25 protein-coding genes are annotated in these 25,103 nt (G+C 67.6%); 5 read left to right on the forward strand and 20 right to left on the reverse strand.

Annotated elements, in window-relative coordinates; all coding sequences use genetic code 11:
• Positions 1–92: 92 nt before the first annotated feature.
• Positions 93–1,277, reverse strand: a complete 1,185-nt coding sequence (fabV, locus tag ABZ004_RS15795; protein WP_355680562.1) for an enoyl-[acyl-carrier-protein] reductase FabV — start codon at positions 1,275–1,277, stop codon at positions 93–95.
• Positions 1,278–1,314: 37 nt separating this feature from the next.
• Entirely contained in the window at positions 1,315–2,601 is a 1,287-nt protein-coding gene (gene murA / locus ABZ004_RS15800) for a UDP-N-acetylglucosamine 1-carboxyvinyltransferase (protein WP_355680563.1), read from the reverse strand.
• Positions 2,602–2,651: 50 nt separating this feature from the next.
• Between murA and ABZ004_RS15805 the strand changes: the two genes are divergently transcribed.
• Positions 2,652–3,230 carry a cob(I)yrinic acid a,c-diamide adenosyltransferase gene (locus tag ABZ004_RS15805; RefSeq protein ID WP_355680564.1) on the forward strand — a complete coding sequence of 193 codons (579 nt, stop codon included), beginning with the start codon at positions 2,652–2,654 and terminating at the stop codon, positions 3,228–3,230.
• Here ABZ004_RS15805 and ABZ004_RS15810 read toward each other — a convergent pair.
• Positions 3,227–4,111 carry an aminoglycoside phosphotransferase family protein gene (locus ABZ004_RS15810; RefSeq protein ID WP_355680565.1) on the reverse strand — a complete coding sequence of 295 codons (885 nt, stop codon included), beginning with the start codon at positions 4,109–4,111 and terminating at the stop codon, positions 3,227–3,229. The genes ABZ004_RS15805 and ABZ004_RS15810 overlap by 4 nt on opposite strands.
• Positions 4,108–4,956 carry an AraC family transcriptional regulator gene (locus tag ABZ004_RS15815; protein WP_355680566.1) on the reverse strand — a complete coding sequence of 283 codons (849 nt, stop codon included), beginning with the start codon at positions 4,954–4,956 and terminating at the stop codon, positions 4,108–4,110. Before ABZ004_RS15815 ends, ABZ004_RS15810 begins: the two co-directional genes overlap by 4 nt.
• A gap of 70 nt (positions 4,957–5,026) precedes the next feature.
• Here ABZ004_RS15815 and ABZ004_RS15820 point away from each other — a divergent pair, with 70 nt between their 5' ends.
• The gene (locus ABZ004_RS15820) at positions 5,027–5,758 is read left to right on the forward strand and encodes a phytanoyl-CoA dioxygenase family protein (protein ID WP_355680567.1); all 732 of its coding nucleotides are present in this window, start codon (positions 5,027–5,029) and stop codon (positions 5,756–5,758) included.
• Here the strand turns inward: ABZ004_RS15820 and sppA are convergent.
• The 14 genes from sppA to ABZ004_RS15890 form a co-directional block, all read right to left on the reverse strand.
• Positions 5,755–7,416: a signal peptide peptidase SppA gene (gene sppA / locus ABZ004_RS15825; RefSeq protein WP_355680568.1), complete on the reverse strand. Its 1,662-nt coding sequence runs from the start codon at positions 7,414–7,416 to the stop codon at positions 5,755–5,757. The two genes, ABZ004_RS15820 and sppA, sit on opposite strands and share 4 nt — an antisense overlap.
• A gap of 86 nt (positions 7,417–7,502) precedes the next feature.
• Positions 7,503–7,934: a DUF2550 domain-containing protein gene (locus ABZ004_RS15830; protein ID WP_355680569.1), complete on the reverse strand. Its 432-nt coding sequence runs from the start codon at positions 7,932–7,934 to the stop codon at positions 7,503–7,505.
• A 92-nt stretch (positions 7,935–8,026) separates the two neighbouring features.
• On the reverse strand, positions 8,027–8,431 hold the full coding sequence (locus ABZ004_RS15835) for a F0F1 ATP synthase subunit epsilon (RefSeq protein ID WP_355680570.1): 405 nt from the start codon (positions 8,429–8,431) through the stop codon (positions 8,027–8,029).
• A 1-nt stretch (position 8,432) separates the two neighbouring features.
• A complete protein-coding gene (gene atpD, locus ABZ004_RS15840; RefSeq protein ID WP_355680571.1) occupies positions 8,433–9,890 on the reverse strand; it encodes a F0F1 ATP synthase subunit beta in 1,458 nt (485 codons plus the stop codon).
• A gap of 5 nt (positions 9,891–9,895) precedes the next feature.
• Positions 9,896–10,807: a F0F1 ATP synthase subunit gamma gene (locus ABZ004_RS15845; protein ID WP_355680572.1), complete on the reverse strand. Its 912-nt coding sequence runs from the start codon at positions 10,805–10,807 to the stop codon at positions 9,896–9,898.
• Between the two features lie 6 nt (positions 10,808–10,813).
• On the reverse strand, positions 10,814–12,451 hold the full coding sequence (atpA, locus tag ABZ004_RS15850; RefSeq protein ID WP_355680573.1) for a F0F1 ATP synthase subunit alpha: 1,638 nt from the start codon (positions 12,449–12,451) through the stop codon (positions 10,814–10,816).
• A 90-nt stretch (positions 12,452–12,541) separates the two neighbouring features.
• Entirely contained in the window at positions 12,542–13,339 is a 798-nt protein-coding gene (locus ABZ004_RS15855; RefSeq protein WP_355680574.1) for a F0F1 ATP synthase subunit delta, read from the reverse strand.
• Positions 13,339–13,911 (reverse strand): F0F1 ATP synthase subunit B, encoded by a 573-nt coding sequence (locus tag ABZ004_RS15860; protein WP_355680575.1) that lies wholly within the window; start codon positions 13,909–13,911, stop codon positions 13,339–13,341. The genes ABZ004_RS15855 and ABZ004_RS15860 overlap by 1 nt, the downstream gene beginning before the upstream one ends.
• 32 nt (positions 13,912–13,943) lie before the next feature.
• On the reverse strand, positions 13,944–14,168 hold the full coding sequence (gene atpE, locus ABZ004_RS15865; RefSeq protein WP_355680576.1) for an ATP synthase F0 subunit C: 225 nt from the start codon (positions 14,166–14,168) through the stop codon (positions 13,944–13,946).
• A 78-nt stretch (positions 14,169–14,246) separates the two neighbouring features.
• Positions 14,247–15,026: a F0F1 ATP synthase subunit A gene (gene atpB / locus ABZ004_RS15870; RefSeq protein WP_355680577.1), complete on the reverse strand. Its 780-nt coding sequence runs from the start codon at positions 15,024–15,026 to the stop codon at positions 14,247–14,249.
• Positions 15,027–15,123: 97 nt separating this feature from the next.
• A complete protein-coding gene (locus ABZ004_RS15875) occupies positions 15,124–15,339 on the reverse strand; it encodes a hypothetical protein (RefSeq protein ID WP_355680578.1) in 216 nt (71 codons plus the stop codon).
• Between the two features lie 114 nt (positions 15,340–15,453).
• Positions 15,454–15,855: a hypothetical protein gene (locus ABZ004_RS15880; protein WP_355680579.1), complete on the reverse strand. Its 402-nt coding sequence runs from the start codon at positions 15,853–15,855 to the stop codon at positions 15,454–15,456.
• Positions 15,856–16,137: 282 nt separating this feature from the next.
• Positions 16,138–17,256 (reverse strand): MraY family glycosyltransferase, encoded by a 1,119-nt coding sequence (locus ABZ004_RS15885; protein WP_355680580.1) that lies wholly within the window; start codon positions 17,254–17,256, stop codon positions 16,138–16,140.
• Positions 17,256–18,083, reverse strand: coding sequence for an L-threonylcarbamoyladenylate synthase (locus tag ABZ004_RS15890; RefSeq protein WP_355680581.1), 828 nt, complete (start codon positions 18,081–18,083; stop codon positions 17,256–17,258). The genes ABZ004_RS15885 and ABZ004_RS15890 overlap by 1 nt, the downstream gene beginning before the upstream one ends.
• 119 nt (positions 18,084–18,202) lie before the next feature.
• Between ABZ004_RS15890 and ABZ004_RS15895 the strand changes: the two genes are divergently transcribed.
• The 3 genes from ABZ004_RS15895 to ABZ004_RS15905 are packed head-to-tail and all read left to right on the forward strand — an operon-like array spanning position 18,203 to position 23,129.
• Positions 18,203–19,222, forward strand: coding sequence for an adenosine deaminase (locus tag ABZ004_RS15895; protein WP_355680582.1), 1,020 nt, complete (start codon positions 18,203–18,205; stop codon positions 19,220–19,222).
• A gap of 42 nt (positions 19,223–19,264) precedes the next feature.
• Positions 19,265–22,126 carry a BTAD domain-containing putative transcriptional regulator gene (locus ABZ004_RS15900; protein ID WP_355680583.1) on the forward strand — a complete coding sequence of 954 codons (2,862 nt, stop codon included), beginning with the start codon at positions 19,265–19,267 and terminating at the stop codon, positions 22,124–22,126.
• A 46-nt stretch (positions 22,127–22,172) separates the two neighbouring features.
• Positions 22,173–23,129, forward strand: a complete 957-nt coding sequence (locus ABZ004_RS15905) for a hypothetical protein (protein ID WP_355680584.1) — start codon at positions 22,173–22,175, stop codon at positions 23,127–23,129.
• Here ABZ004_RS15905 and prmC read toward each other — a convergent pair.
• Positions 23,120–23,974, reverse strand: coding sequence for a peptide chain release factor N(5)-glutamine methyltransferase (prmC, locus tag ABZ004_RS15910; protein ID WP_355680585.1), 855 nt, complete (start codon positions 23,972–23,974; stop codon positions 23,120–23,122). The two genes, ABZ004_RS15905 and prmC, sit on opposite strands and share 10 nt — an antisense overlap.
• Positions 23,971–25,047 carry a peptide chain release factor 1 gene (gene prfA / locus ABZ004_RS15915; RefSeq protein ID WP_355680586.1) on the reverse strand — a complete coding sequence of 359 codons (1,077 nt, stop codon included), beginning with the start codon at positions 25,045–25,047 and terminating at the stop codon, positions 23,971–23,973. Before prfA ends, prmC begins: the two co-directional genes overlap by 4 nt.
• Positions 25,048–25,103 lie beyond the last annotated feature (56 nt).

Consider the following 25,103-nt stretch of genomic DNA (forward strand, 5'->3'; position numbering starts at 1 on the left):
CTACGATCGGAACGTGATCGTACGACCGCGCAGGGTGGCCGGATAGAGCCTTTCGATCTGGGTCGAATCCGGCACTTCGTAGTGCCGGAAGGTCAGGCTTTTCCAGGCCAGTCGACGTCGACCTCGGTTTCGGCGGCGTAGTCGACGCCGGGGACGTCGAAGCCGTAGAGGCGGCGGACCTCGGCGAAGAACCAGGCGGCGTCGGTGGCGTCGGCGATGTTCTCGGCGGTGACCGCTTCCCACTCCTGCTTCATCGTGGCCTGCACGGCCGGGTCGAGTTCCCAGCGGTCGAGGCGGATGCGGCCGTCCTCGTCGAGGTCGAGCGGCTTGTCGCCGGTCAGCTGGTCCCACAGCGAGATCGACTGCTGCATGGGGGTTTGGAGCTTGTCGCCGAGCACCTTGTGCAGCAGGCTCACGTACAGCCCGATGCCGGGGATCGCGGACGATGCCTGGGTCACCGCGGCACCGTTGACCGACGTACGGGCTTCTACGCCGTCGCGTTCGCGCAGCTCCTGTGCCGTCTTCTCCAGGTGCGCCTTGGCCGCGCCGATCGAGCCCTGCCGGTAGATCGGGCCGGTCAACTCGGAACCGATGTAGGTCAGCGCGACCGTGCTGAAGCCGTCCTTGAGCAGCTTGCGCTCCTCGAGCGCGTCCACCCAGCGGATCCAGTCCTCGCCGCCCATCACCTGGACGGTCTCGGCGACCTCGTCGTCGGTGGCGACCTCGATCGCGACCTCCTGCAGCACCGGCTCGCCGTCCTCGAACGCGAGGCTCTTGGTCTGCGCGGACTGCCCGATCGCCTTGATCACCGACTGGTACGTCGTCTCCGTGCGCGGGTCGATCCGGCGCGGCGCGGCGACGCTGTAGATCAGGTAGTCCACTCCCCCGAACCGCTCCGCGATCAGGTCGAGCACCTCGGACTTCGTGGTGTCGGCGAACGCGTCCGCGTTGACGAAGTGGAACTCGCTGCCCTGCTCGGCCGCGTACGCCGCGGTCTCCGCGGTGCGATACCAGCCGGCGGTCGCCGTACGCCGGTGCGTCGGCGCCTTCTCGAACGAGATCCCGACCCCGTTGATCCCGTACCTGGCCAGCCCGGCGATCGTCGTGGCCAACCCGTAGCCGGAGCTCGAGCCGACCACCAAGGCGACCGGCCGGGCATCCGTCATACGGGCCTCGACTTGTCCGGTCAGTCCCCGCACGATCTGGGCGCAGCCGGCGGGATGCGAGTCGAGGAAGAGGAATCCACGGCCGAGGGGCTTGATCAGGCGCTCTGTCATGCGCCTGACCCTAACTTGTGCCGGTAATACGCCCGCACTAGTTCCAGTAGACGTCCGCGTCGTCCGGTTCGACCGTGACGTCGGCGCCGAGGCGTCGGAGGTTGCCGGCGAAGTCGGTGTAGCCGCGGTGCACGTGGTGCGCGGCCGAGACCAACGTCTCCCCCTCGGCGGCCAGCCCGGCGATCACCAGCGCGGCTCCGGCGCGGATGTCACTGGCCACCACCGGCGCCCCGGACAACCGCGGAACACCCCGTACGACGGCGTGGTGGCCGTCGGTCTGGATCTGCGCACCCAGTCGCGTCAGCTCCTGGGCGAAGGTGAACCGGCCCTCGAAGAGGTTCTCGGTGACCATCGCGGCGCCGTCGCTCACGGCGTTCATCGCGATCACGAAGGCTTGCAGATCGGTCGCGAAGCCCGGGTACGGCAGGGTGACGACGTCGACCGGCTTCGGGCGGTCGTGCATCACGACCCGGAAGCCCGGGTTCAGGATGGTGATCTCGGCGCCGGCCTTGTGCAGCTTGTCCAGCGGCAGTTCGAGATGCTCGGCATGACCGTTCGCGATCGTGATGTCACCCTTGGTGATTGCGGCGGCGAATGCCCAGCTCCCACTGACGATCCGGTCCGGAACGACCACGTGCTCGACCGGCTTGAGCAGCCCGTCGACGCCGGAGACCTCGATCCGCGGCGTACCGGCGCCGTCGATCTGCGCGCCCATCTCGACCAGCATCGCGGCGATGTCCTGGATCTCGGGCTCCCGGGCGGCGTTCTCGATCACCGTGGTGCCCTTGGCCAGCACGGCGGCCATCATGATCGTCTCGGTCGCGCCGACGCTCGGGAAGTCCAGCCAGACCTCGGCGCCGTGCAGACCCTGCGGCGCCTCGGCCATCACGAAACCGTGCTCGATGTGGACCTTGGCGCCCATCGACTCCAGGCCGGCGACGTGCATGTTGAGCCCGCGGGAACCGATGTTGTCGCCGCCCGGCAGCGCCACCTCCGCCTGACCACAGCGGCCGAGCAGCGGGCCGAGCACCGAGATCGAGGCGCGCAGCTTGCGGACCAGCTCGTAGTCGCACTGGTGGCCGATCTCACCGGGCACCGCGATCGTCGCCGTACCAGCGTCAGCGTCGACCAGCACCTTGCAGCCGAGCGTGTCCAGCAGCTGCGCCATGAAGGTGACATCGAGGATGCTCGGCACCTGCCGAAGCGTCGTCGTCCCCTCGGCCAGCAACGCCGCCGCCATCAGCTTCAGCACGCTGTTCTTCGCGCCCGCCACCTCGACAGAGCCCTCGAGCCGTGCTTCACCCGCGATCCGAAACCGTTCCACCTGCTGACTGTATCTGCTCTCGTTCACAACCCTGCGTAGAGTGCCGTGACATGGCTGTGAACTTGACGCGGATCTATACCCGGACCGGCGATGCCGGCGAGACCCGCCTGGGCGACATGAGCAAGACCACCAAGACCGATCCGCGGCTCGCGGCGTACGGCGAGGTCGACGAGGCGAACTCCTCGATCGGCGTCGCGATCGCGGCCGGCCACCTGAACAGCTCCTTGGTGCTGCTGCTCACGCGGATCCAGAACGACCTGTTCGACGTGGGTGCGGACCTGTGCAATCCGATCGCCCCCGACCCGGAGTACCCGCCGCTGCGGATCACCCAGGACTACATCGACCGGCTCGAAGGCTGGTGCGACGAGTACAACAACCGTCTCACCAAACTCCGCTCGTTCATCCTGCCGGGCGGATCGGTCGGTTCGGCGTACCTGAACGTCGCCCGCACCGTCACTCGCCGAGCCGAACGGGCAGGCTGGGCCGCTGTCGAGGCTCACGGACCCTCGGTGAACCTGCTGGCGATCACCTACTTGAACAGGCTGTCCGACCTACTCTTCATCCTCGGCCGAGTGGCGAACCTGTCCTCGGGTGGCGACGTCCTCTGGGTCCCGGGCGGCGATCGCTAGAGCAATGCCGCTGATCGCTTGAGGAACAGGTCCCGCATCCGGGGGTCCGGGACCACCGAGTCGAACAGGTTCGCGAGCATCACCGCGGCGTCCAGCCGGAGCAGCCGCCAGGCGTCGGTGTGATCGGCGACGATCCCACCCGCCTCGCGGTACCCGGCGATCAGTTCGCGGAGCTCCAGCCCGTTCTCCGCGATCTCGGCGTACTCGGTGAGCCGGGCGAGCTCGAGCTCCACCGGCGCGAGCAACGCGTTGCTCCAGTCGAAGAGCGCCTTCACCTCACCGTCCTGACAGCGAACGTTCTGCCTGCGCAGGTCCAGGTGATTCACCACGTCCGGCCCGGTCCCGGCCCGGATCATCTCTGCGAGCTCATGTGGTGCGGGCAAGTGCTCGAGCCCGTACTTCGTGAGCGCCGCGTGCCGATGAGTGAGCCGAGCCGCGATCGTGTCTGCGAGATCCTCTTGGTGGTGGACGTTGCCGGTGGGCGACTGGTGCTCGGCGCTGCTGGTGGGCGGGGGTGTCTGATGCATTCGCGCGAGCATCCGGCCGAATGCGCGGCCGGCCAACTCCGACCCGTCGTCCTCCACCACGGTCACGACCAGAACCGGAATGCCCTCGATCTCCAGCAGCTCTCGCACCTCGGCGGCCGGGAGGTCGTGCTCGGCAGCCCAGGTCGTGAAGATCTGCTCCTTGCGCTGCAGGTGGTAAGCGCTGACGTCCGGGTCGTTGACCCGGTCGGACAGATCGGCCCGCGGCACCCGGTAGCCCTCGCCGTTGTCGGCGACGAAGAAGGCGAACTCGGTGCCACGCCCTGCCGTTCTCACCTCGCCGGCGCCGCGACGGCGGGCCGCGAGGGTGGCGAGCCGGCGGAGATCGTCGGTCATCTGCCGCTCCGGTTGCGGTACTCGGTCGGTGTCGATCCAACCAGGGAGCGGAAGCGCCGGGCGAAGTAGGTCGGATCAGTCCACCCGACTGCCGCCCCCACGCGGGCGGCGGGCAGGTCCGTCTGTGCGAGAAGCACCGCTGCCCGCTCAGCCCGCTGCCGAGCCAGGAAGGCGAGCGGGCTCAAGCCGGTGTCACGGCGAAACAGCCTGCTGAGATAGGCCGGATCGAGACTCACAGCTTGTGCAAGGTCATCCAACGACCACGCTTCGGCGATCGCCCCCTCAAGCCGAGCCACCGTCGCCACCACCGCCGGATGCACCACCTGCTCCACCGCCTGCTCCCCAACCCGCCCATCAGCCATGATGCCGAGCACCGTCACAAGCCTCCCCAGCACTCGCCCCGCTCTCTGGTGGGACAGCTCCTGCTCCAGCTTGGCGATCTCTTCTATTGCTTCGTCTGCTGCATCTGGGGCGACCTGAGTGAGCTCGACGCCGTGGGGTGCCCGGGCAGCAGGTCCGGTCCACAGGAGGTCCCGCAGTACTGGAAGTTGTTGCAGGCCGGCGAGTTGGCCCTGCAGACCGGGCATCGAGACGCAGCAGTTGGCGACGACGAGATCCGTCGTACGGCGAAACGCGTGCCACGCGCCAGGGCGTAGTACGACGACCATCCCGTGCCGCACGCTGCGCTCCCCCTGGCTCGTCTCGTGCCGCCCGCTCCCGGCGCCGACCACCGCGATCTCCAGGAAGTCATGAGCATGCGGCTCGACATCCTCGTTCAGCCGATGGACCCCACCCCAGACCGGTCCACCGACGAACAACTCCACCTCGTGCAGCGTCTCCGGCATGTCAGAATCGTACGACTACTGGTCACGATCGCCCTGTCGCCTTTTATCGGCGGACTTCATGGTTATCACCATGGATGACTTGATCAACGCCTACCGCAAGGACGGATTCGTCCGAGTCCCGTCAGTCCTCACCCCGGCCGAGGTCGACCGCTACCGATCCCGTGCCGGCAGCTACCTGGAAGAACACCGCGCCGACCGCCTCCAACAGGACTCCATCTTCAGCCAGCTGGTCAACGTCTGGCAGCAAGACCCGGTACTACGGGAGCTGACGCTCCACCCCCGCATCGCCACCGTCGCCGAACAGCTAGCCGGATTCCCCGTCCGCCTCTGGCACGACCAGATGCTCGTCAAGGAACCCAACAGCAACGCGGCCACCCACTTCCACCAGGACCGCCCCTACTGGCCCCACGCGAACGACCGGCTCCCCTTGTCAGCCTGGATCGCCCTGGTCGACGTACCACCCGAACGCGGCTGCATGACCTTCCTCCCCGGCTCCCACACCCGCACCGACCTACAACCCCAGAACCTCGCAGACGAAGAAGACCTCTTCACCCGAGCCCCAGAGCTCCGTTACTCGCCCCGAGTCACCATCCCCCTGTACGCCGGCGACTGCACCTTCCACTCGGGCTACACCGGACACATGGCCCTCCCCAACACCACAGACACCGCCCGCTTCGCCCACATCAACATCTACATAGACGCCAACACCACCTACTCCGGCACCCCCCACGTAGTAACCGACCCCTTACACCTCACGCCAGGCGAGCCCCTCCCAGACGAGACCTTCCCCAGAGTCGGCTAGGAGATGGACCAGGTGGTGGGCATGGTGAGTAGGCCGGTGGGTGGGAGGCCTAGGGCTTTGTAGATGGTGGTGGTTAGGCCGTGTGTGGTGAAGGGGGACTTGCTGGTGGCTGCTAGGTCTTCGGTGGTGGTGGGTGGGCGGAGGCGGTCCAGGAGGTTGCGGTGCGGGGCGGCGGCGAGGGCGATGTTGTCTCGGTCGAGGCCGGCGCGGTTGCAGGCCAGGCGGAGGGCGTGTTCGAAGCCGCCTAGTTCGTCGACGAGCTTGTGGGCGTGGGCGTCGGCGCCGGTCCACACCCGGCCGCGAGCCAGGGCTTCCAGCTCTGCCTCGGCAAGGCCGCGGTCCTGGGCAGCCTTGGCGACGAAGTCGGTGTAGATGCGGTCCAGGGTCTCCTCCAGACGCTCCCACTGCTCAGGTGAGAACTCCTCCTGGGCGGAGTACATCCGGGCGTTCTCCCCCTCGGACACAGCCTGCTGAGAGATGCCGAGGCGGCCCAGCGCGTCCCGGACCACTCCCTTGCCCGTGAAGACGCCGATAGAGCCTGTGATGGTCCCTGGTTGAGCTACGACGACATCGGCAGGCATGGCGACGAAGTAGCCACCAGATGCGGCCACACTGCCCATAGACGCGATCACTGGACGCCCGGTGGCTCGCAGCCGCAGCACCTCGTGGCGGATGGCGTCAGAGGCGACGTATGACCCACCAGGGCTGTCGACCCGGAGTACGACGGCTTTGACCTTGTCGTCCTGAGCCATAGCCCGCAGAGCGGCGCCTACGGTGTCCGAGCCCGACCCGGGACCACCCAGCGGCCCACCGCCCGAGTTGCGGCCGACAGTGATCCCACCGCTGATCCGGATGACCGCCACCACCGGCTTCTGCGGCCACGGAAGCGCCTTGCGCACCTCGTCGAGCGTCCGCGGTCCACGCCGCACGTACCGCTCGGCCAGCAACGGCTCGAACTCCCCGAGCCCCTTCCGCAGCGCGTCGTACACGTCCGACCGATACCCCAGCTTGTCCACCAGCCCGGTTTCCCGGCCGGCCTCCGCGGCCAGCGGCGCACTGTCCACGAGCTCCTTGACGCGCGCCGGCTCCAGCCCACGCCGTACGGCGATGCCTTCGACGATCTGCTCGTACGCCGACTCGGCCAGCCGCGCCGCCATCTCGCGGCCCGGTCCGGTCATCTCCTTCTCGGTGAACGTGTCGACGGCGGTCTTGTACTCACGCCGCTTGCCGAACTGCGGGATCAGCCCAGCCTTGTCCAGCGCACCACGAATGAACGTCGCCTGCACGGAAACCCCGGTGATCCCGAGGTCCCCCGAAGGCTGCAGCCAGATCTCGTCGAACGCGGTAGCCAGGTAGTACGGCACTGTCCCGCCACCGACCTCACCAAAGGACTCGGTCCAGGCCACCGCCGGCTTCCCGGACGCCCGGAAGTCGGCCACTGCCTCGCGAAGATCCTGCACCTGAGCCAGCGACAATGCCGGCCCACCCAGATGCGCGACCAGCCCCAGCACGGAGTCGTCCCGCGACCCCTTGCGCAGCGCCGACACCAGCTCCCGCAAGGTCGGCAGATGCCGCGCCCTGAACGCAGCCAACGGCGATGCAGGCGGCGTCTCCAGCACACCCCGAGTCAGATCCAGCTCAAGCAACACACCCGTCATACCCCGACCCTAGACGCCCCACCCAACCGTTACGTCCGAAGAAGCGGAGGGACGTCTCGTCCACTTCTTCGGACGCAAGCGGAAGGTCAGAGGTAGGTCTGGGTGTTGGGGGGTGCGGATTCCATCCAGGCGAGGACGCCGGTGAGGGCTTCCTCGGTCATCGCGAAGTGGACGGTGCGGTCGCGGAGTTCGGCGTCGACGATGACGTGGCCGGCGTACGTGACCAGCGGCTCGTTGCCCATCGGGCGGCGGGTGGTGACGCCCTGCAACTGACGGCGGCTCACGGTCAGCTTCGGCCACCAGGCCAGGCTGAAGACCCGGAACCATTCGAGGTCGTCGCCGACGTACCGGGCGATGCCGAGCGCCCAGCCGCGGCCGTGGTCCTTCTCAGCCAGCTGGAGGCTGCAATCGAACGTTCCGCCGTCCCTGGACAACCAGCGACGGCGGAACGCGAAAAAAATGATCAGCAGTACGGCGGCAGCAAGACAGACCCCGACCACATCGAGGACTGTCCTCATAAGCTGCCGACCCCATTCCTGGTGCCGACGACCTGGCGGCACCTACCCCGAACCGTGCTGAGTGTGACTGTTTTCAATTATGGCAGGTGGGGTCAGGACGCCGTCTCGGCGGCCCGCACCCTGGCCTCGGCGAGCCGCACCTGCTCCTGCTCGTCCTCGGAGTCGGTACCGGTCGACAGCGCCCGCTCGAGTGCCAGCTTGGCCTCTTCCAGGTCGATGTCGTGCCCCATCTCGGCGTTCTCGGCCAGGATCGAGACCCGGTCGTTGGCCACCGAGATGAAGCCGTCCGGCGCGGCCGCGACGAAGTACTCGTCGTCGACGGTCCGCACCTGGACGGTGCCGCCCTGCAGGAGACCCAGCAACGGCGCGTGCCCCGGCAGGATGCCGACGTCGCCGTCGGTGGTGCGGGCGATGACGATCTTCGCCTGCCCCTCCCACACGGTCCGCTCGGCCGCGACGAGGGCTACCTCGAGGTGCTTGGCGGATTCATCGGCCATCTCAGTTGTCCTTCTGCAGCTCTGCCCACTTGCGCTCGACGTCCTCGAGCGAACCGGTGTTGAAGAACGCCTGCTCGGCGATGTGGTCGCACTCGCCCTCGGTGATCTTCTTGAAGGACTCGATGGTGTCCTTCAGCGGCACGGTCGAGCCCGGGATGTTGGTGAACTTCTCCGCCATGTAGGTGTTCTGCGACAGGAACTGCTCGATCCGGCGCGCCCGGGCGACGACGATCTTGTCCTCTTCGGACAGCTCGTCGACACCGAGGATGGCGATGATGTCCTGCAGTTCCTTGTTCTTCTGCAGGATCTGCTTCACCCGGACGGCCACGTCGTAGTGCTCCTGGCCGATGTACTGCGGGTCGAGGATCCGCGACGTGGAGGTCAGCGGGTCGACGGCCGGGTACAGACCACGCGACGCGATGTCGCGGGAGAGCTCGGTGGTCGCGTCGAGGTGGGCGAAGGTGGTCGCCGGAGCCGGGTCGGTGTAGTCGTCGGCCGGCACGTAGATCGCCTGCATCGAGGTGATCGAGTGCCCGCGGGTCGAGGTGATCCGCTCCTGCAGGATGCCCATCTCGTCGGCCAGGTTCGGCTGGTAACCAACCGCCGACGGCATCCGGCCGAGCAGCGTGGAGACCTCGGAACCGGCCTGGGTGAACCGGAAGATGTTGTCGATGAACAGCAGCACGTCCTGGTTGGCGACGTCGCGGAAGTACTCCGCCATCGTCAGCGCGGACAGCGCCACCCGCAGCCGGGTGCCCGGCGGCTCGTCCATCTGACCGAAGACCAGCGCGGTGTCCTTGAAGACGCCGGCCTCTTCCATCTCGTGGATCAGGTCGTTGCCCTCACGGGTCCGCTCGCCGACGCCGGCGAACACCGAGGTGCCACCGAAGTTGTGCGCGATCCGGTAGATCATCTCCTGGATCATCACCGTCTTGCCGACGCCCGCACCGCCGAACAGGCCGATCTTTCCACCCTGGACGTACGGCGTGAGCAGGTCCAGCACCTTGATGCCGGTCTCCAGCATCTGGGTCTTGGACTCGAGCTGGTCGAAGGCCGGCGCCTTGCGGTGGATCGGCCAGCGCTCGGTGATCTCGAACTCGGACTCGTCCTGGTTCAGGCACTTGCCGGTCACGGACCAGACCCGGCCCTTGGTGACGTCGCCGACCGGGACGGAGATCGCCGCACCGGTGTCGCGCACCTCGGCACCGCGGACCAGGCCGTCGGTGGGCTTCATCGAGATCGCCCGGACGATGTTGTCGCCGACGTGCAGCGCAACCTCTAGGGTGATCGTCTGGGTGGTCTCGCCCAGGGTGATGTCCACCTCGAGCGCGTTGTACATGTCGGGCATCGCGTCGGCCGCGAACTCGACATCGACGACCGGGCCGATCACCCGGGCGACGCGGCCAACGGAGGCGGCCCCTCCGCTGTTGTCGTTCTTCTCGGTAACCGTGGCAGTCATCTCTCTCACTCGCTCCCGGCGTTGGCATCGGCCAGCGCGCTGGCGCCACCGACGATCTCGCTGATTTCTTGGGTAATTTGGGCCTGGCGGGCCTGGTTGAACTGCCGCGTGAGCGACTCGATCAGGTCCTGGGCGTTGTCGGTCGCGGACTTCATCGCCCGCTGCCGGCTGGCCAGCTCGGACGCCGCCGCCTGCAGCATGCAGTAGTGGATCCGGCTGGCGACGTACTTCGGCAGCAGGCCGTCCAGCACCTCTTCGGCCGACGGCTCGAACTCGTACAGCGGCAGTACTTCGTCCGCCGCCGGCGGCTCCTCGCCCTCGACGACCTCCAACGGCAGCAACCGGATCACGTCCGGGCGCTGGGTCAGCATCGACACGAACCGGGTGAAGACGATGTGGATCTCGTCCACGCCGCCCTCGTCGGTCGGGGTCAGGAACTTCTCGATCAGGGCGTCGGCGATCTCCCGGGCCCGGGCGAACGACGGCGCGTCGGAATCGCCACTCCACGACTGCGCGATCTCACGCTGCCGGAAGGTGTAGTAGGCGATGCCCTTGCGGCCGCTCAGGAACGGGATGATCTCCTTCTCGTCCTCGCGCAGCAGCTGGTTCAGCCGCTCACCCTCGCGGATCACGGAGGAGGAGTACGCCCCGGCCTGGCCACGGTCCGAGGTGATCAGCAGGACGGCAGCACGCTTCGCGTCCGGCTTCTCGGTGGTCAGCGGGTGGTCGACGTTGGAGTACGTCGCCACCGCCGACACGGCACGGGTGAGCTCACGCGCGTACGGACCGGCCGCCGCGGCGCGTTGCTGCGCCTTGACGATCCGGGACGCCGCGATGAGCTCCATCGCGCGGGTCAGCTTCTTGATCGTCGAGACCGAGGCCCGACGCTCACGAAGCTCCCGCAGACTGGCTGGCATGGGTGATCAGCCCCGCTTCTGCTTGCGGATCTGCTCCTGCTCGACGTCCTCGGAGTCCATCGCCGCGGTCTCCTCCTTGCCGGCCAGCAGCTGGCCGTCGGAGGTCTGGAAGGTCGGCTTGAACTTGTCGATCGCGTCCGTCACGGCCGCCGCGGACTCGTCCTCGAACTTGCCCGACTCGCGGACCGCGTCCAGCACGTTGCTCTCGCGACGCAGGAAGTCCAGGAACTCGCGCTCGAACCGGAGTACGTCGTTGACCGGGACGTCGTCGAACTTGCCGGTCGTACCGGCCCAGATCGAGACCGTTTGCTCCTCGATCGGGTACGGCGAGTACTGCGGCTGGCGGAGCAGCTCGACCAGGCGCTGACCACGGTCCAGCTGGCGGCGCGAGGTGGCGTCGAGGTCGGAGGCGAACATCGCGAACGCCTCCATCGCGCGGAACTGGGCGAGGTCGATCTTCAGCGAGCCGGAGACGTTCTTCATGCCCTTGACCTGCGCGGCACCGCCGACCCGGGACACCGAGACACCGACGTCGATGGCGGGCCGGATGTTGGCGTTGAACAGGTCCGACTGGAGGAAGATCTGGCCGTCGGTGATCGAGATGACGTTGGTCGGGATGAAGGCCGACACGTCGTTGGCCTTCGTCTCGATGATCGGCAGGCCGGTCATCGAGCCGCCGCCCAGCTCGTCGGACAGCTTCGCGCAACGCTCGAGCAGCCGGCTGTGCAGGTAGAAGACGTCACCCGGGTAGGCCTCGCGGCCCGGCGGGCGGCGGAGCAGCAGCGACATCGACCGGTAGGCCTCGGCCTGCTTGGTCAGGTCGTCGAAGACGATCAGGACGTGCTTGCCCTGGTACATCCAGTGCTGGCCGATCGCCGAACCGGTGTACGGCGCGACGTACTTGAAGCCGGCCGGGTCGGAGGCCGGGGAGGCGACGATGGTGGTGTACTCCATCGCGCCGGCCTCTTCGAGCGCGCCACGCACGGAGGCGATCGTCGAGCCCTTCTGGCCGATCGCGACGTAGATGCAGCGGACCTGCTTCTTCGGGTCGCCGGAGGCCCAGTTGGCCTTCTGGTTGATGATCGTGTCGATCGCGATCGCGGTCTTGCCGGTCGACCGGTCGCCGATGATCAGCTGACGCTGGCCGCGGCCGATCGGGATCATCCCGTCGATCGCCTTGATACCGGTCTGCAGCGGCTCGCGGACCTCCTGGCGGTCCATCACGCCGGCTGCCTGCAGCTCGAGCGCGCGGGTGCCTTCGATGTCCTTGATCTCGCCGAGGCCGTCGATCGGCTTGCCGAGCGGGTCGATGACGCGACCCAGGTAGCCCTCGCCGACCGGCACGGACAGCACCTGGCCGGTCCGGCGGACCTGCTGGCCCTCCTCGATGCCACTGAACTCACCGAGAACGGCGACGCCGATGTCGCGGACGTCGAGGTTCAAGGCGATGCCCTGGCTGCCGTCCTCGAAGGTGAGCAGCTCGTTCGCCATCGCCGAGGGCAGTCCCTCGACGTGCGCGATGCCGTCGCCTGCGTCGACAACGGTGCCGACCTCTTCGCGGGTCGCCGTCTCCGGTTCGTAGTCGGAGACGAAGCGATCCAGGGCGTCCCGGATTTCCTCCGGCCTGATCGTGAGCTCCGCCATTATCTTCCGTCCCTGCTTCCTTGGCCTAGCTTGGCCTGTGGATGGCTCTAGAGGCTTGCTGACCGCTAGCGCCGCAATATGTCGTTAGGGTCAGCCCGCGATGCGCCGTTGCGCCTCGTCGAGCCGGGCCGCGATGGTTCCGTCGATCACCTCGTCGCCGATGTCCACCCGGACACCGCCGACCACGTTCGGGTCCACGATCACGTTCAGCTGGATCTGCCGGCCGTACTGCCGCCCGAGTGCGTCGGCGAGCCTGGAACGCTCGCCTTCGGTCAGGTCGGCGGCCACCCGGACCGTCGCGACGCTGGCGTCCCGGCGAGCCGCGGCAGCGACCTGGTAGCCGCGCATCACGGCCGCGAAGTGCAGCCCGCGGCCGTCGACCGCGCGCTCGGCCAGCCGCACGGTGACGGCGTCGGCCTTGCCCTCCAGCAGACCGCGCAGCAGTCCCTGGCGGGCCGCGAGCGGAATGCTCCGGTCGTTCAGCTTGTCGGCCAGCACCCGCTCGGCCACGACCACCCGGTCGAGGCGGAACAGCTGGTCCTCGAGCTCGTCCAGCTCGCGCTGCCCGTCGGCGTACGCGATCTCGGCCTCGACACTCAACTGGTCGAGCGCGTCAGCCAGGTCCCGGGCGCTGACCCAGCGCCCGTTCACCGCGGCGGTCAGGATCTCGAGCGCCTGGGCCGAGATCTTGCCGCCGAACAACTGTCCGGCCAGTCCGGTCCGCGCCGCGGCGGGCCGGGCCGGATCGGTCAGCGCCCGGCGCAGCGTGCCGTTGCCGTCGAGCACCTTGGCGACCGAGAACAGCTCGGCGCCGAGGTCTTCGGAGACGGTGACACCCGCCAGGGCCGCCTGGGCCCGGACGAGTGACTCCTTCGAAGCGCCGCGCATCAGCCGTCCGTTCCGACTGCCTGCCGGGCCGACTCCGAGGACTCCAGCTCGGACAGGAAACGCTCGACCGTACGACGCTGGCGCGCCTCGTCCTCGAGCGATTCACCGACGATCCGGCCGGCCAGCGAGGTCGCGAGCGTGCCGACCTCACTGCGCAGCGAGGCAACCGCCTGCGTGCGCTCGGCGTCGATCTGGGTGCGGGCGTGGGTCACGATGCGTTCTGCTTCGGCGTTCGCCTGCTCACGCATCTCCGCGATGATGAGCGCACCCTGCTCGCGCGCGTCCTCACGGATCTTCGCAGCTTCCTGCCGGGCTTCGGCCAGCTGCGCGTTGTACTTGTCGAGCGCCGCCTTCGCCTCGGCCTGGGCCTGCTTGGCCTCGTTCATCCCGCCTTCGATCGCCGCGGTCCGATCGGCATACGCCTTTTCGAACTTCGGGACGACGACCTTGGCGAAGGCGATGGCCAGCAGGATCAGGAAGACGAAACCGAAGATGATCTCGGCGTTGTGCGGCAGCAGCGGGTTCGGGTCTTCCCCGGCGGCCTCGCTGAGCGGTAGCACCATCGTCAACATGTCTGAGTCCTGTCAGTCAGAGAAGAGTGGGCTCACTTACGGAATACGAAGGCGAGGGCGATACCGATGATCGCCAGCACCTCGGTGACGCCGAAGCCGATCCACGCGATCGACTGCAGCCGGCTCTGTGCCTCGGGCTGACGCGCGGTGCCGTTGATGACGGCGGCGAAGATCAGACCAACACCGACGCCCGGGCCGATCGCTGCGAGGCCGTAGCCCAGAACGGCGATGTTGCCGGTGATGTCGAGAGCGCTCATTGCGGTGTGTTCCTTTCGGTACGGATAAGTGCTATCCGGGTTTCCGTTGCTACGGGTCTATGGGGGTGGTGCGGCGGATCAGTGCTCGTCGGAGATCGCGCTACCGATGTACTGCGCGGTCAGGACGACGAAGATGTAGGCCTGGATGCACTGGACGAACAGCTCCAGTCCGGCGATCGCGAGGCCCATCAGCAAGGTGATGATGCCGACGCCGCCGAGCGCGATGCTGCCGGTCTCGCGCAGCATGTAGTCGCCACCGGTGACGAAGACGAGCAGCAGGATGTGGCCGGCGAACATGTTGGCGAACAACCGCAGGCTCAGCGAGACCGGGCGGACCAGGATGTTCGAGATGAACTCGATCGGGATCATCAGCGGCATCAGCCACAGCGGTACGCCGGCCGGCATCGTCTGGTGCTTGAAGTAGCCCCAGAGGCCCTTCTTCTTGATGCCCACCGCGTTGTAGATGACCCAGCTCATGATCGCGGCCACGTACGCCCAGCCGATGTGGCTGAAGGTCGGGAACTGGATCAGCGGGATCGTGCCGGCGACGTTGTTGAAGAGGATGAAGTAGAACAAGCCGCACAGGTACGGCACGTACTTCATGTACTCCTGGCTGCCGATCGCATCGCGCGCCATCGAGTTGCGGACGAAGTTGTAGCCCAGCTCACCGGCGAACTGCAGCTTCGACGGCACGACAGCGGCCTTGCGGGAAGCCGCCCAGTAGAACCAGACGATCACTACCACCGACAGCGCCGCCACCAGGACGGGCTTGGTCAGCCAGTCCACGCCGAACAGGCCTGGGGTGTCGAAACTCTGTGGACCGGGGGAAATGAACTCGGTCGAAACGCCGGCGCTCACCGGGTCTCCTCTCGCGTCGTGCTCAAGTCGTTCGCCATAGGGCTAAGGGCAGGGCGGCTCAGGGCAAGGCGGTCAACTACGTCAGACCCGGTACGGCTCAGGGTTGCTGCCGGTACCGGAAGTTCAACAACAAGATCGTCAGGCCGGCACCGATCACGATGCCCACCGGAAGAAGAAACCAGGTGCCCAGCCAGCGATCCAACCCGAACCCGATACCCCCGTAGACGAGGATTCCGCCGATCAAGTAGGACAGGACCCGCCAGCCGTCGCCCGAGGTATTCGGTGTCGGCTTCGGATCTGGTTGCTGACTCATGAGCACCCGAAAGGTACCAGTCGGCGAGACGTGCGGTCACATTGACGTCCGTGCACTGCACCACATCTCTTGTCACAGTTGGGAAACGCCTTACCGGAGCGCTACCGCGGGTGATCACGCCATTACCTCGTTGTCGAGGTCGTAGATCGGGATGCGCAGGTGCGACCAGGCCCAGATCTCGCCGGCCATCCAGCCCATCACGACCACGATGGCACTGACGCCGAGCGCGGTCAGGTTGACGTTACGGGCCAGGCTGTCGGAGTTCAGCGCGAGCGCGAGCAGGCCGCCGAAGATCGCGATCCGGCCGGTGTAGGAGGCCATCGCGAGGGCGAGCTGCATGGTCGGCGTACTGCGCCGGGACAGGTGCAGGACGAACAGGCCGGCACCGGAGAAGACGATGACCATCAACAGGCCGAGCAGTGCGCCCCACAAGCCTTTGACTCCGGCGGCGACCGCGGAGATCGCGGCGGCATTCACGCCGACGACCAGGCCTGCGATGAGAGCGCCGCGCAGCATTACCAACGCCGGGTGCCTCGTAGCCTGGCCGGCGACTTTCGGACCTCTGTCTGAGGGAGCCATCTGGTGGTTCCGTCCTGCTGGCGACCGGGATTCTTGCCCTCGGTCGTCGGGTGGGCGGGGTCAGGGGTGAAACTGTTCTTAGCTGGTGCTTGTGAAAACTAGCACAAAGTCTGCACGGTCAGCAAAACGGGCACCCCTGCCGCTGTACACGAACACCCTATCGGTAGGCCACGACACGCACTGGTCTGGTCTTCCTTTGCCAGAACTACAGCGCCGCTCTCAGACCTTCGCGAGCGGCTTTGCGGCGCGACGCGGAAGGCCGGTCGTGAGCAGGATCGCGGTCACCGTCACGGCCAGCACAAGAATCACCGTCCACACCGACAGCAGCAGGCCGAGCACCACGACACCGAAGGCGATCAAGGCCGTCCACAGGTACATCAGCAGCACCGCACGACGGTGTGAGTGGCCCCGCTGCATCAGCCGGTGATGCAGGTGCAACTTGTCCGCGGCGAACGGAGAACGCCCTGCCTTCGTACGCCGGATGTAGGCCATCGTGAGATCCACAGCAGGGATCGCGAGCACCGCGATCGGCAGGATCAACGGCAGCAGCGCGGGCAGCAGACTCGAGCCGCCCACCTCGTACGGGACGGCGTTGGGATCCATCTGGCCGGTCAGGCTGATCGTCGACGCGGCCAGCATCAACCCGATCAGCAGGGCGCCCGAGTCGCCCATGAAAACCCTTGCTGGGAAGAAGTTGTGCGGCAGGAAGCCCAGACAGGCACCGGCCAGCGCGACGGTGATCATCGTCGAAGTGGTCGCGCGGTCGAGGTTCTGCTCGACGTTCAGCACGTACGAGTAGGTGAAGAACGCGGCCGCGCCGATCGCGGTCACCCCGGCGGCCAGTCCGTCCAGGCCGTCGACGAAGTTCACCGCGTTGGTCGAGACCAGCAGGATGCCGGCGGTCAGCACGGCCAGCTGGGACGCCGGCGGCGAGAAGATGCCGCCGGGCAGCGGGATCCAGTACAGCTGGATGCCCTGCACGATCATCACGCCGACGGCCAGCACCATGCCGGCCAGCTTGGTGATCGGGTCGAGCTCGACCAGGTCGTCGATCACGCCGACCGCGCAGATCACCACGCCGCCGACCAGGATCGCCCGGGCGTCGTGTGCGATCTGCAGGCTGTCACCGAGGAACGGCAGGCTGGAGGCGACCGCGAAGCCGGCCACCAGCCCACCGAGGATGGAGATGCCGCCGAAGTACGGGATCGGGACCTTGTGCACGTCCCGGGAGCGGACCTTGGCGACGGCGCCGTACCGGAGGGCGATCTTGCGGGCGATACCGGTCAGCAGGAAGGTCGTGGCCATCGCCACGAACAGGACGAGCAGATACTCGCGCACTAGTCCGCCGGCCTCACATCAGCCGCGTCGCCGTCCACAGTGGTCTCCCCTTCGGCCGCGACGGTCTCGTCGGGCTTGGCCTCGTCGGCCTGCTCCTGGTTGGACGCCGCCACCGGCTCTTCGGTTGGCACCTCGTCCTGGACCGGCTCCTGGGCCGGCTCGTCGGCCACCGGCACGTCGGGCTCGAGGTCGGTGGTCGCGTCCGGGACGACCTCGCGGATCTGGGCCATCGTCAGCGCACCGATCCGTACGACGTGCGGCACCTCGCCGGTCAGATCCACGATCGTCGACGGCTGCCCGCCGGTGACCTCGCCACCGTCGAGGTAGACGGCGACCGACTCGGCCAGCTGCTCCTCCGCGTCGTACACGTCCAGCGCCGCAGGCCGCCCGCTCTTGTTCGCCGAGGAGACCGCCAGCGGTCCGGTCCGGGACAGCAGCTCGCGAGTGTTCTCGTGGTCCGGCACCCGCAGCGCGACGGTCCCGTGGGTCTCCCCCAGGTCCCACATCAGCGAACCCTGCGCGTGGCAGATCACCGTCAACGGCCCCGGCCAGAACGCCTCGGCCAGCTTCCGCCCGGCCTCCGGTACGTCGGTCGCCAGCGCGTCCAGCGACTCGACCACCGAGATCAGCACCGGCGGCGGCATGTCGCGGCCGCGGCCCTTGGCGTCCAGCAGCCGTTGCACCGCGTCGGCCTTGAAGGCATCCGCGGCGATCCCGTACACGGTGTCGGTCGGCAACACGACCAGATCACCGGCCTCGATCGCGTCCACGGCCGCACGGTAGGCCGGCATCAGCTCGTCACCGGTGAAGTCAAAGCGCTCGCTCACGGAGTGAATCGTGCCACTGACCTGGCCGAAGGCCCTAGCCGGGCCGCCCGCAACCACTCCTGACAAATGATTGTCAGCTTCCGGGCGCCGCCACCCGCCGCGTGCATAGGATCCCGGCCATGACCGTGACGCGTGAATTCCTTGCCGGACTGCCCAAAGCCGAACTGCACGTCCACCACGTCGGCTCCGCCACGCCGCGCATCGTCGCCGAGCTCGCCGCCCGGCACCCCGGCTCGCCGGTCCCGGCCGACCCGGCCGCGCTGGCCGAGTACTTCACCTTCACCGACTTCGCAAAGTTCATCGAGGTCTACCTGACCGTGGTCGACCTGGTCAGCACGCCGGACGACGTCCGCTTCCTCACCTACGAGGTGGCCCGCGAGATGGCCGCGCAGAACATCCGGTACTCCGAGCTCACCGTCACGCCGTACACGTCGGTCCTGCGCGGTGTCGCCCCGGAGGCGTTCTGCGAGGCGATAGAGGACGCCCGGACCGCGGCCGAGAAGGAACTCGGCGTGACGCTGCGCTGGATCTTCGACATCCCGGGCGAGCTCGGGATCGAGGGAGCGGCCGAGACGCTGAAGATCGCCACCGGGATCCGGCCGGACGGGCTGGTCGGGTTCGGCCTCGGCGGCCCGGAGATCGGCGTACCGCGGCCGCAGTTCGCACCGTTCTTCGACGAGGCCCGCGCGGCCGGTCTGCACAGCGTCCCGCACGCGGGTGAGACGACCGGACCGGAGACGATCTGGGACTCGCTGCGGGTGCTGAAGGCGGAGCGGATCGGCCACGGCACCTCCGCGACCCAGGACCCCGCGCTGGTCGACTACCTCGGCGAGCACCGGATCCCGCTCGAGGTCAGCCCGACCTCGAACCTCGCCACCCAGGCGGTCCGCTCGTACGACGAGCACCCGATCCGCGCGATGGTCGAGGCCGGCCTGGTCGTCACGATCAACTCCGACGACCCACCGATGTTCGGCACCACCCTGGTCGACGAGTACGCCGTGGTCGCCGACCTGCTCGACCTGGACGCACAGGGCATCGCCGAATTCGCCCGCACCGCCGTCCGCGTCTCCTTCGCCGACGACACCACCAAGACCACCCTGCTCACCGAGATCGAAGACTACGTCACCAAGAACGCCTGACAAGTTTGCCGCTGGCCCCTGATTCACAGGAGACTGCGGACTGTGACCACCCAACTCCGCATCGACCTCCTCGGCCCGATGCGCGGTTGGTACGGCGAGCAGGCGCTCGACCTCGGACCGAGCCGGCAGCAGTCCTTGCTGGCTGTGCTGGCGTTGCGAGCCAACCAGGTGGTGGGAGCCGATGAGCTGGTCGAGTTGGTCTGGAGTGACGCGCCACCGGCGACCGGCAGCAAGATCGTCCCGACGTACGTCTATCGCCTCCGCAAGCTGCTTCCAGACGGCGCGGTCAGCTCCACTCGCGAGGGTTACTGCCTCCAGCTCGCTCCGGATGCTCTGGACCTGTCACGCTTCGAATCCCTCGTCTCCGCTGGCTATGCAGCTCGCGCAGCCGGCGATCTCGACCAAGCAGCGGCCAGTCTCGCGGCAGCGCTCAGCCTGTACTCCGGGGAGCCACTGGCCGGACTGGCCGGGCACTACCTCAACGTGCAGCGCCACCGGCTCACCGAACGCCGCCTGAAGGTCCTTGCCGAGCGCATCGATCTGGATCTCGAACGTGGCCGGTACGGCGATCTTGTGCCGGAACTAGTCGCCCTGGTTGAGGAAGACCGCCTCCGGGAGCAGTTCGCCGGCCAGCTGATGCTCGCCTACTGGCGCAGTGGCCGCGTGTCCGAAGCCCTGGAGATCTACAGCCGGGCACGCAAGGAGCTCGTCGACCAGCTCGGCGTCGAACCAGGCCCCGGCCTCCGCGCCATTCACGGGCAGATCCTCGCCAACGACACACCTGTCACCACAAAGGTCCCAGACGAACTCCCGTACGACGGTGCCTCGTTCGTCGGCCGCTCCGATGAGCTGGCAGCAGTGGTGGCTGCTCTCACCCCAGAGCCGGTCGCCGCGCCACGGGTAGTCGCCATCGACGGCATGGCGGGCGTCGGGAAGACAGCGTTGGCCGTCCGTGCTGCTCGGCGCCTCACAAGCACCTACCCGGACGGCAGGTTGTTCATCGACCTGCACGGCTACACACCTGGCCGAGAGCCGGTGACTCCAGCAGCGGCTCTCGACCGGTTGCTCCGCAGCTTGTCGGTTCCTGCGGATCGGATCCCGGTCGGGTTGGAGGAGCGTGCCGCCCTGTGGCGATCAGAGCTCGCGGGGCGACGGATCCTCGTAGTACTGGACAACGCGCCTGACAGTGCGGCTGTCCGGCCGTTGCTGGCGGGCAGTCCGACCTGTGGCGTCGTGGTCACGAGTCGTCGCCAGCTAGGTGCTCTGGACGCGACTACGCGGATCGCACTCGACGTACTGCAGGCTGCTGATGCTGCTGAGTTGCTCCAAGAGATCGTCGGTGCCGACCGTGTCGCCGACACGGCTGCTGCTGAAGCGGTAGTTGAGCAATGCGGCTACCTGCCGCTGGCGATCCGGGTAGCGGGTTCACGGCTGCGGCATCGACCCGCGTGGACCGTGGAACACCTCAGCAAGCGACTGAGCGCACAGGACCGCCTCCTGGCCGAGCTGAGCGTCGATGGCGGCGGTGTCTCCCCCGCCTTCGCGCTGTCCTACGAACACCTGCCTAGCGACCAGCAGCGGCTGTTCCGGCTACTCGGGCTGATGACAGGGCAGGACATCGAGCAGTACGCCGCTGCCAACCTCGCAGAGCTCAGCCCTGCCCAAGCAGAAGACTTGCTAGAGGCTCTAGTCGACGCCAACCTGCTACAGCAACCGCAGCCAGGCCGGTTCCAGTTCCACGACCTGCTCCGCCAGTACGCGGCAAGTCTGGTCGAGCCGGAAGGTGACCAAGCAGTCCGTCGCCTGGTGAGCTACTACACCTACGCTGCCGCCGACGCCGTCGAGGCGATCTTCTCCAGTCGCTTGGCAGTCCTGCCGACGGCACCACCGCTGGTCCTGCCCCAGTTCGGTACACCGGCTGACGGTCTCGCCTGGGGCGACGCCGAGGGCGCCAACCTCCTCACCACCATCCACAAAGCCCTCACGCTCGGCTTGGACGAACCTGCCTGGCGCCTGGGGATCACCGCAGCGTCGTACTTCTTCCAGCGCAGCCGCTTCGACGAGATGGACGAACTCCTCGACGTAGCGTTGCAGGCCGCCGAGCGGGACGCGGCGGACAACGGCGAAGCAGTTGCTCGGGTGCTGATCTCCATCGGCAGCCTGGGCCGCCACCGACGCGGTGCTGAGGAGAGCCTTCGTGTACTGCACGAGGCCCGCCGACGCCTCCCTGCGACTTCAGACCTCGTACTACGGGCGCGCTTGCTCGCCTCGATCGGCTACAGCGAAGCGAAGCTCCACCCTGACGAGAAGGCGATCCAGCTGCTCCAGGAAGCACTCGAGCTCGCGCAGGCCTCCGGAGACCTCAACCTGGTCGCCCGGGTCCTGGCGTTTCTCGGCGTCACCTACGGAGACCGGACCGAGTTCGCCGAGGCCCTGGCGGCGTACGAGGAGTCGCTGCGGATCGCCAGGAAGGCCGGCGACCTCGCAGTACAGGGCGAGACCCTGAACGGCATCGGGGAGTGCCTGATCGAGCTGGACCGCGACGACGAGGCGGTTTCGGCCCTGCTCACCGCACGTGAGCTCGCGATCGAACGCGGCGCCGACTACACGCTGCTCAACTCCGAAGCGTTCCTCAGTACGGCGTACGCGCGGCGCGGCGACTGGCCGGCAGCTCTCGAGGCCGGTCGCAGATCACTCGATCTGGCGGTGGACAGCGGTGCTCCGCTGGCCGAACTCACCGCCCGGCTCAGGCTCGCCGAGACTTTGCTGGCGCACGGGGAGCCGGATAGGGCTCGGGCGCATTTCCATCGCGCGCTCGAACTCGGTCTCGACGAGAGCCAGGACGCGATGGTCGACCGCGCTGTCACCGGTCTCACGGTGTGTAGCGAAGTCGGGGGTCGGTGACACGCCGCGGGGTGGATGTGTCGGAGGGGCGTGGTTGGGTGGTGGCGTGGGTCTTTCGCCGAAGCGTTCTGCCGTCGTTGTTGCGGCGTTGATGCTGTTGCTCGCGGGGTGTTCCGACGACAGGGCCGATGCGAAGTCGCCGGCGCCGTCGACCAAGCCCACTCCCTCGGCCAAACCGAGCACCGAGCCGGTGCCTGCCGCACCCAAAGAAGGCGAGCTGCCGCGAGGCGGGCGGCAGGTCTTCCCGAAGTACCAGCTGGTCGGGTACGTCGGTCTGCCGGGCTCCCCCGCGCTCGGACCGCTCGACAAGGACCTGGAGACGAAGGCGAACCGGCTGGAGACGTTGTCCAAGGCGTACGCCGGTGGGCGCACTCCGCAGCCGGTGATGGAACTCATCACGGTGGTCGCGAACGGGCATGCCGGCAAAGACGGCAAGTACCGCAGTCGGCTCCCCGACGCGAAGATCCAGAACTACCTGACGGTCGCCCGCAAGCACCGGATGCTGCTGTTGCTCGACATCCAGCCGGGTCGCGCCGACATCCTCAGTGAGGTCAAGGTGCTGGAACACTGGCTGAAGGAGCCCGACGTCGGGCTCGCCTTCGATCCCGAGTGGGCGGTCGGTCCCGGTCAGGTGCCCGGCAAGGTTTTCGGGCACACGACCGGCGCGGAGCTCGACTCGATCGCGGGTTACCTGGCCGGCCTGGTCACGCAGTACGACCTGCCGGAGAAGGTGTTCGTCTTCCACCAGCTCTCGACCCGGATCCTCAGCAGCGAGAAGGCGCTGAAGCAGCATCCGGGCGTGCAGATCATCAAGTCGGTCGACGGGATCGGCAACCGTACGGACAAGGAATCCACCTGGCGGAAGCTCACCCCGACGATGGCGCCGGGCGTCCATGCCGGATTCAAGCTCTTCTACAAGGAAGACACCCGGCACGGCACCCTGATGACGCCGAGTCAGGTGATGGCTCTCAAACCGCGCCCCGAGTTCGTCGTCTACGAATAGACGCGGCGGCCGGTCGCGAAACGATGCCGCCCGGCGAGGTCCAGCTGGTCGCGAACCTCGGTGAACAGACCGGTCGCCGCGAAGACCGCGGGCGCCGATTCGCCTTGCACATCAGCGTGTTCGCAGCCGAACCAGCCGCCCGGCTTCAGCAGCCGGCCGGCTGTCGCCGCAACCACCTTGATTTCGTCGAGCCCGTCGTCACCCGACCACAACGCCAGCGCCGGGTCGTGATCGCGCACCTCGGCCGTCACGGATTCCCAAGCAGTCAACGGGATGTACGGCGGGTTGGCGATCACCGCGTCGACCTGGCCGTCCAGCTCGGGCAGGCAGCCGTCGATGTCGCCCTCGTGCAAGGTCGCCCCGGTACCGGCGAGATTGCGCCGGGCCCAGACACACGCCTCCGGTGACAGCTCCACAGCGTGCACCGTGCTGTCCGGTCGTTCCGTCGCCACTGCTCCGGCGATCGCGCCCGAGCCGCTGCACAGATCGACCACCAAGGGGTTCTTCACGGCGGCGATCCGATCGAGGATCCAGCCGACCAGTACTTCGGTCTCCGGTCGCGGCACGAACGCACCGGGGCCGATGACCAGTTCCCGATAGCGGAACGCCGCCGTACCGGTGAGGTGCTGGAGCGGTTCGCGAGCGGCACGGCGAGCCACCAACTCGTCGTACCGGGCAATCTGCTCGTTTGTGATCTCGGTCGAGCTGAGCTGCAAGCGGCTGACGCCCGCGACATGAGAGAGGAGTTCGGCCGCGTCGAAGTCCGGTGAGGCGACCCCGGCCGCCTGCAACCGGCCAGTCGCCTCGGCGAGGAGGGCTCGGGTGCTCGCTGCGCTCGTGCTCACTGGGATTCGACGGCCTCGAGACGGGCGGTCAGGTCGGCCTCGGTGAGCGCCTGGATCACCGGGGCGAGATCGCCGCCGAGGACCTGGTCCAGGTTGTGCGCCTTGTAGCCGACCCGGTGGTCGGAGAACCGGTTCTCCGGGAAGTTGTAGGTGCGGACGCGCTCGGAGCGGTCGACCGTGCGGATCTGCAGCCGGCGGGCGTCGCTGGCTTCCTGGTCGGCGGCCTCTTGCGCCGCGGCCAGCAACCGCGAACGCAGTACGCGCATCGCCTGCTCACGGTTCTGCAGCTGGGACTTCTCGTTCTGCATCGAGACCACGATCCCGGTCGGGAGGTGGGTGATCCGGACCGCGGAGTCGGTCGTGTTGACGCTCTGGCCACCAGGACCGGACGACCGGAACACGTCGATCCGCAGATCGTTCTGGTCGATCTCGACGTCCACGTCCTCGGCCTCGGGCAGCACCAGGACACCGGCCGCGGACGTGTGGATACGCCCCTGCGACTCGGTCACCGGCACCCGCTGGACCCGGTGCACACCGCCTTCGAACTTCAGCTTCGCGTACGGCGCTTCGCCGGGCTCGGGCGTGCCCTTGGCCTTCACGGCGACCGTGATCGACTTGTAGCCACCCAGATCCGACTCGGCCGCGTCGAGGACCTCGGTCTTCCAGTTCTGCGACTCGGCGTACTTCAGGTACATCTTCAGCAGGTCGCCGGCGAACAGCGCCGACTCGTCGCCACCCTCACCGGCCTTGATCTCGAGGATCGCGTCCTTGTCGTCACTCGGGTCGCGCGGCACGAGCAGCACCTGCAGCTTCTCGGCCAGCTCGTCACGCCGGTGCTCGAGCTTGGTCGCCTCCTCGGCGAACGCGGGATCCTCGTGCGCCAATTCCTTGGCCGCCTCGATGTCGTCCGCGGTCTGCAACCACTCGTCATACGTCCGTACGACGGGCGCCAGCGCGGCATACCGCTTGCCGACCTGCCGCGCCACCGCCTGGTCGGAGTGCAGCTCGGGATCGGACATCCGTCGCTCCAGCTCGGCGTACTCCGCCTTCAGCGACTGCACTGCCTCGAACATGGCTGCACTCCTCTCGGGTACGAACAAGCGCCAACCCCGCGCAAGGGGGGTGCGGG

Source organism: Kribbella sp. NPDC006257, from assembly GCF_040613535.1.
Classification (GTDB): Bacteria; Actinomycetota; Actinomycetes; order Propionibacteriales; family Kribbellaceae; genus Kribbella.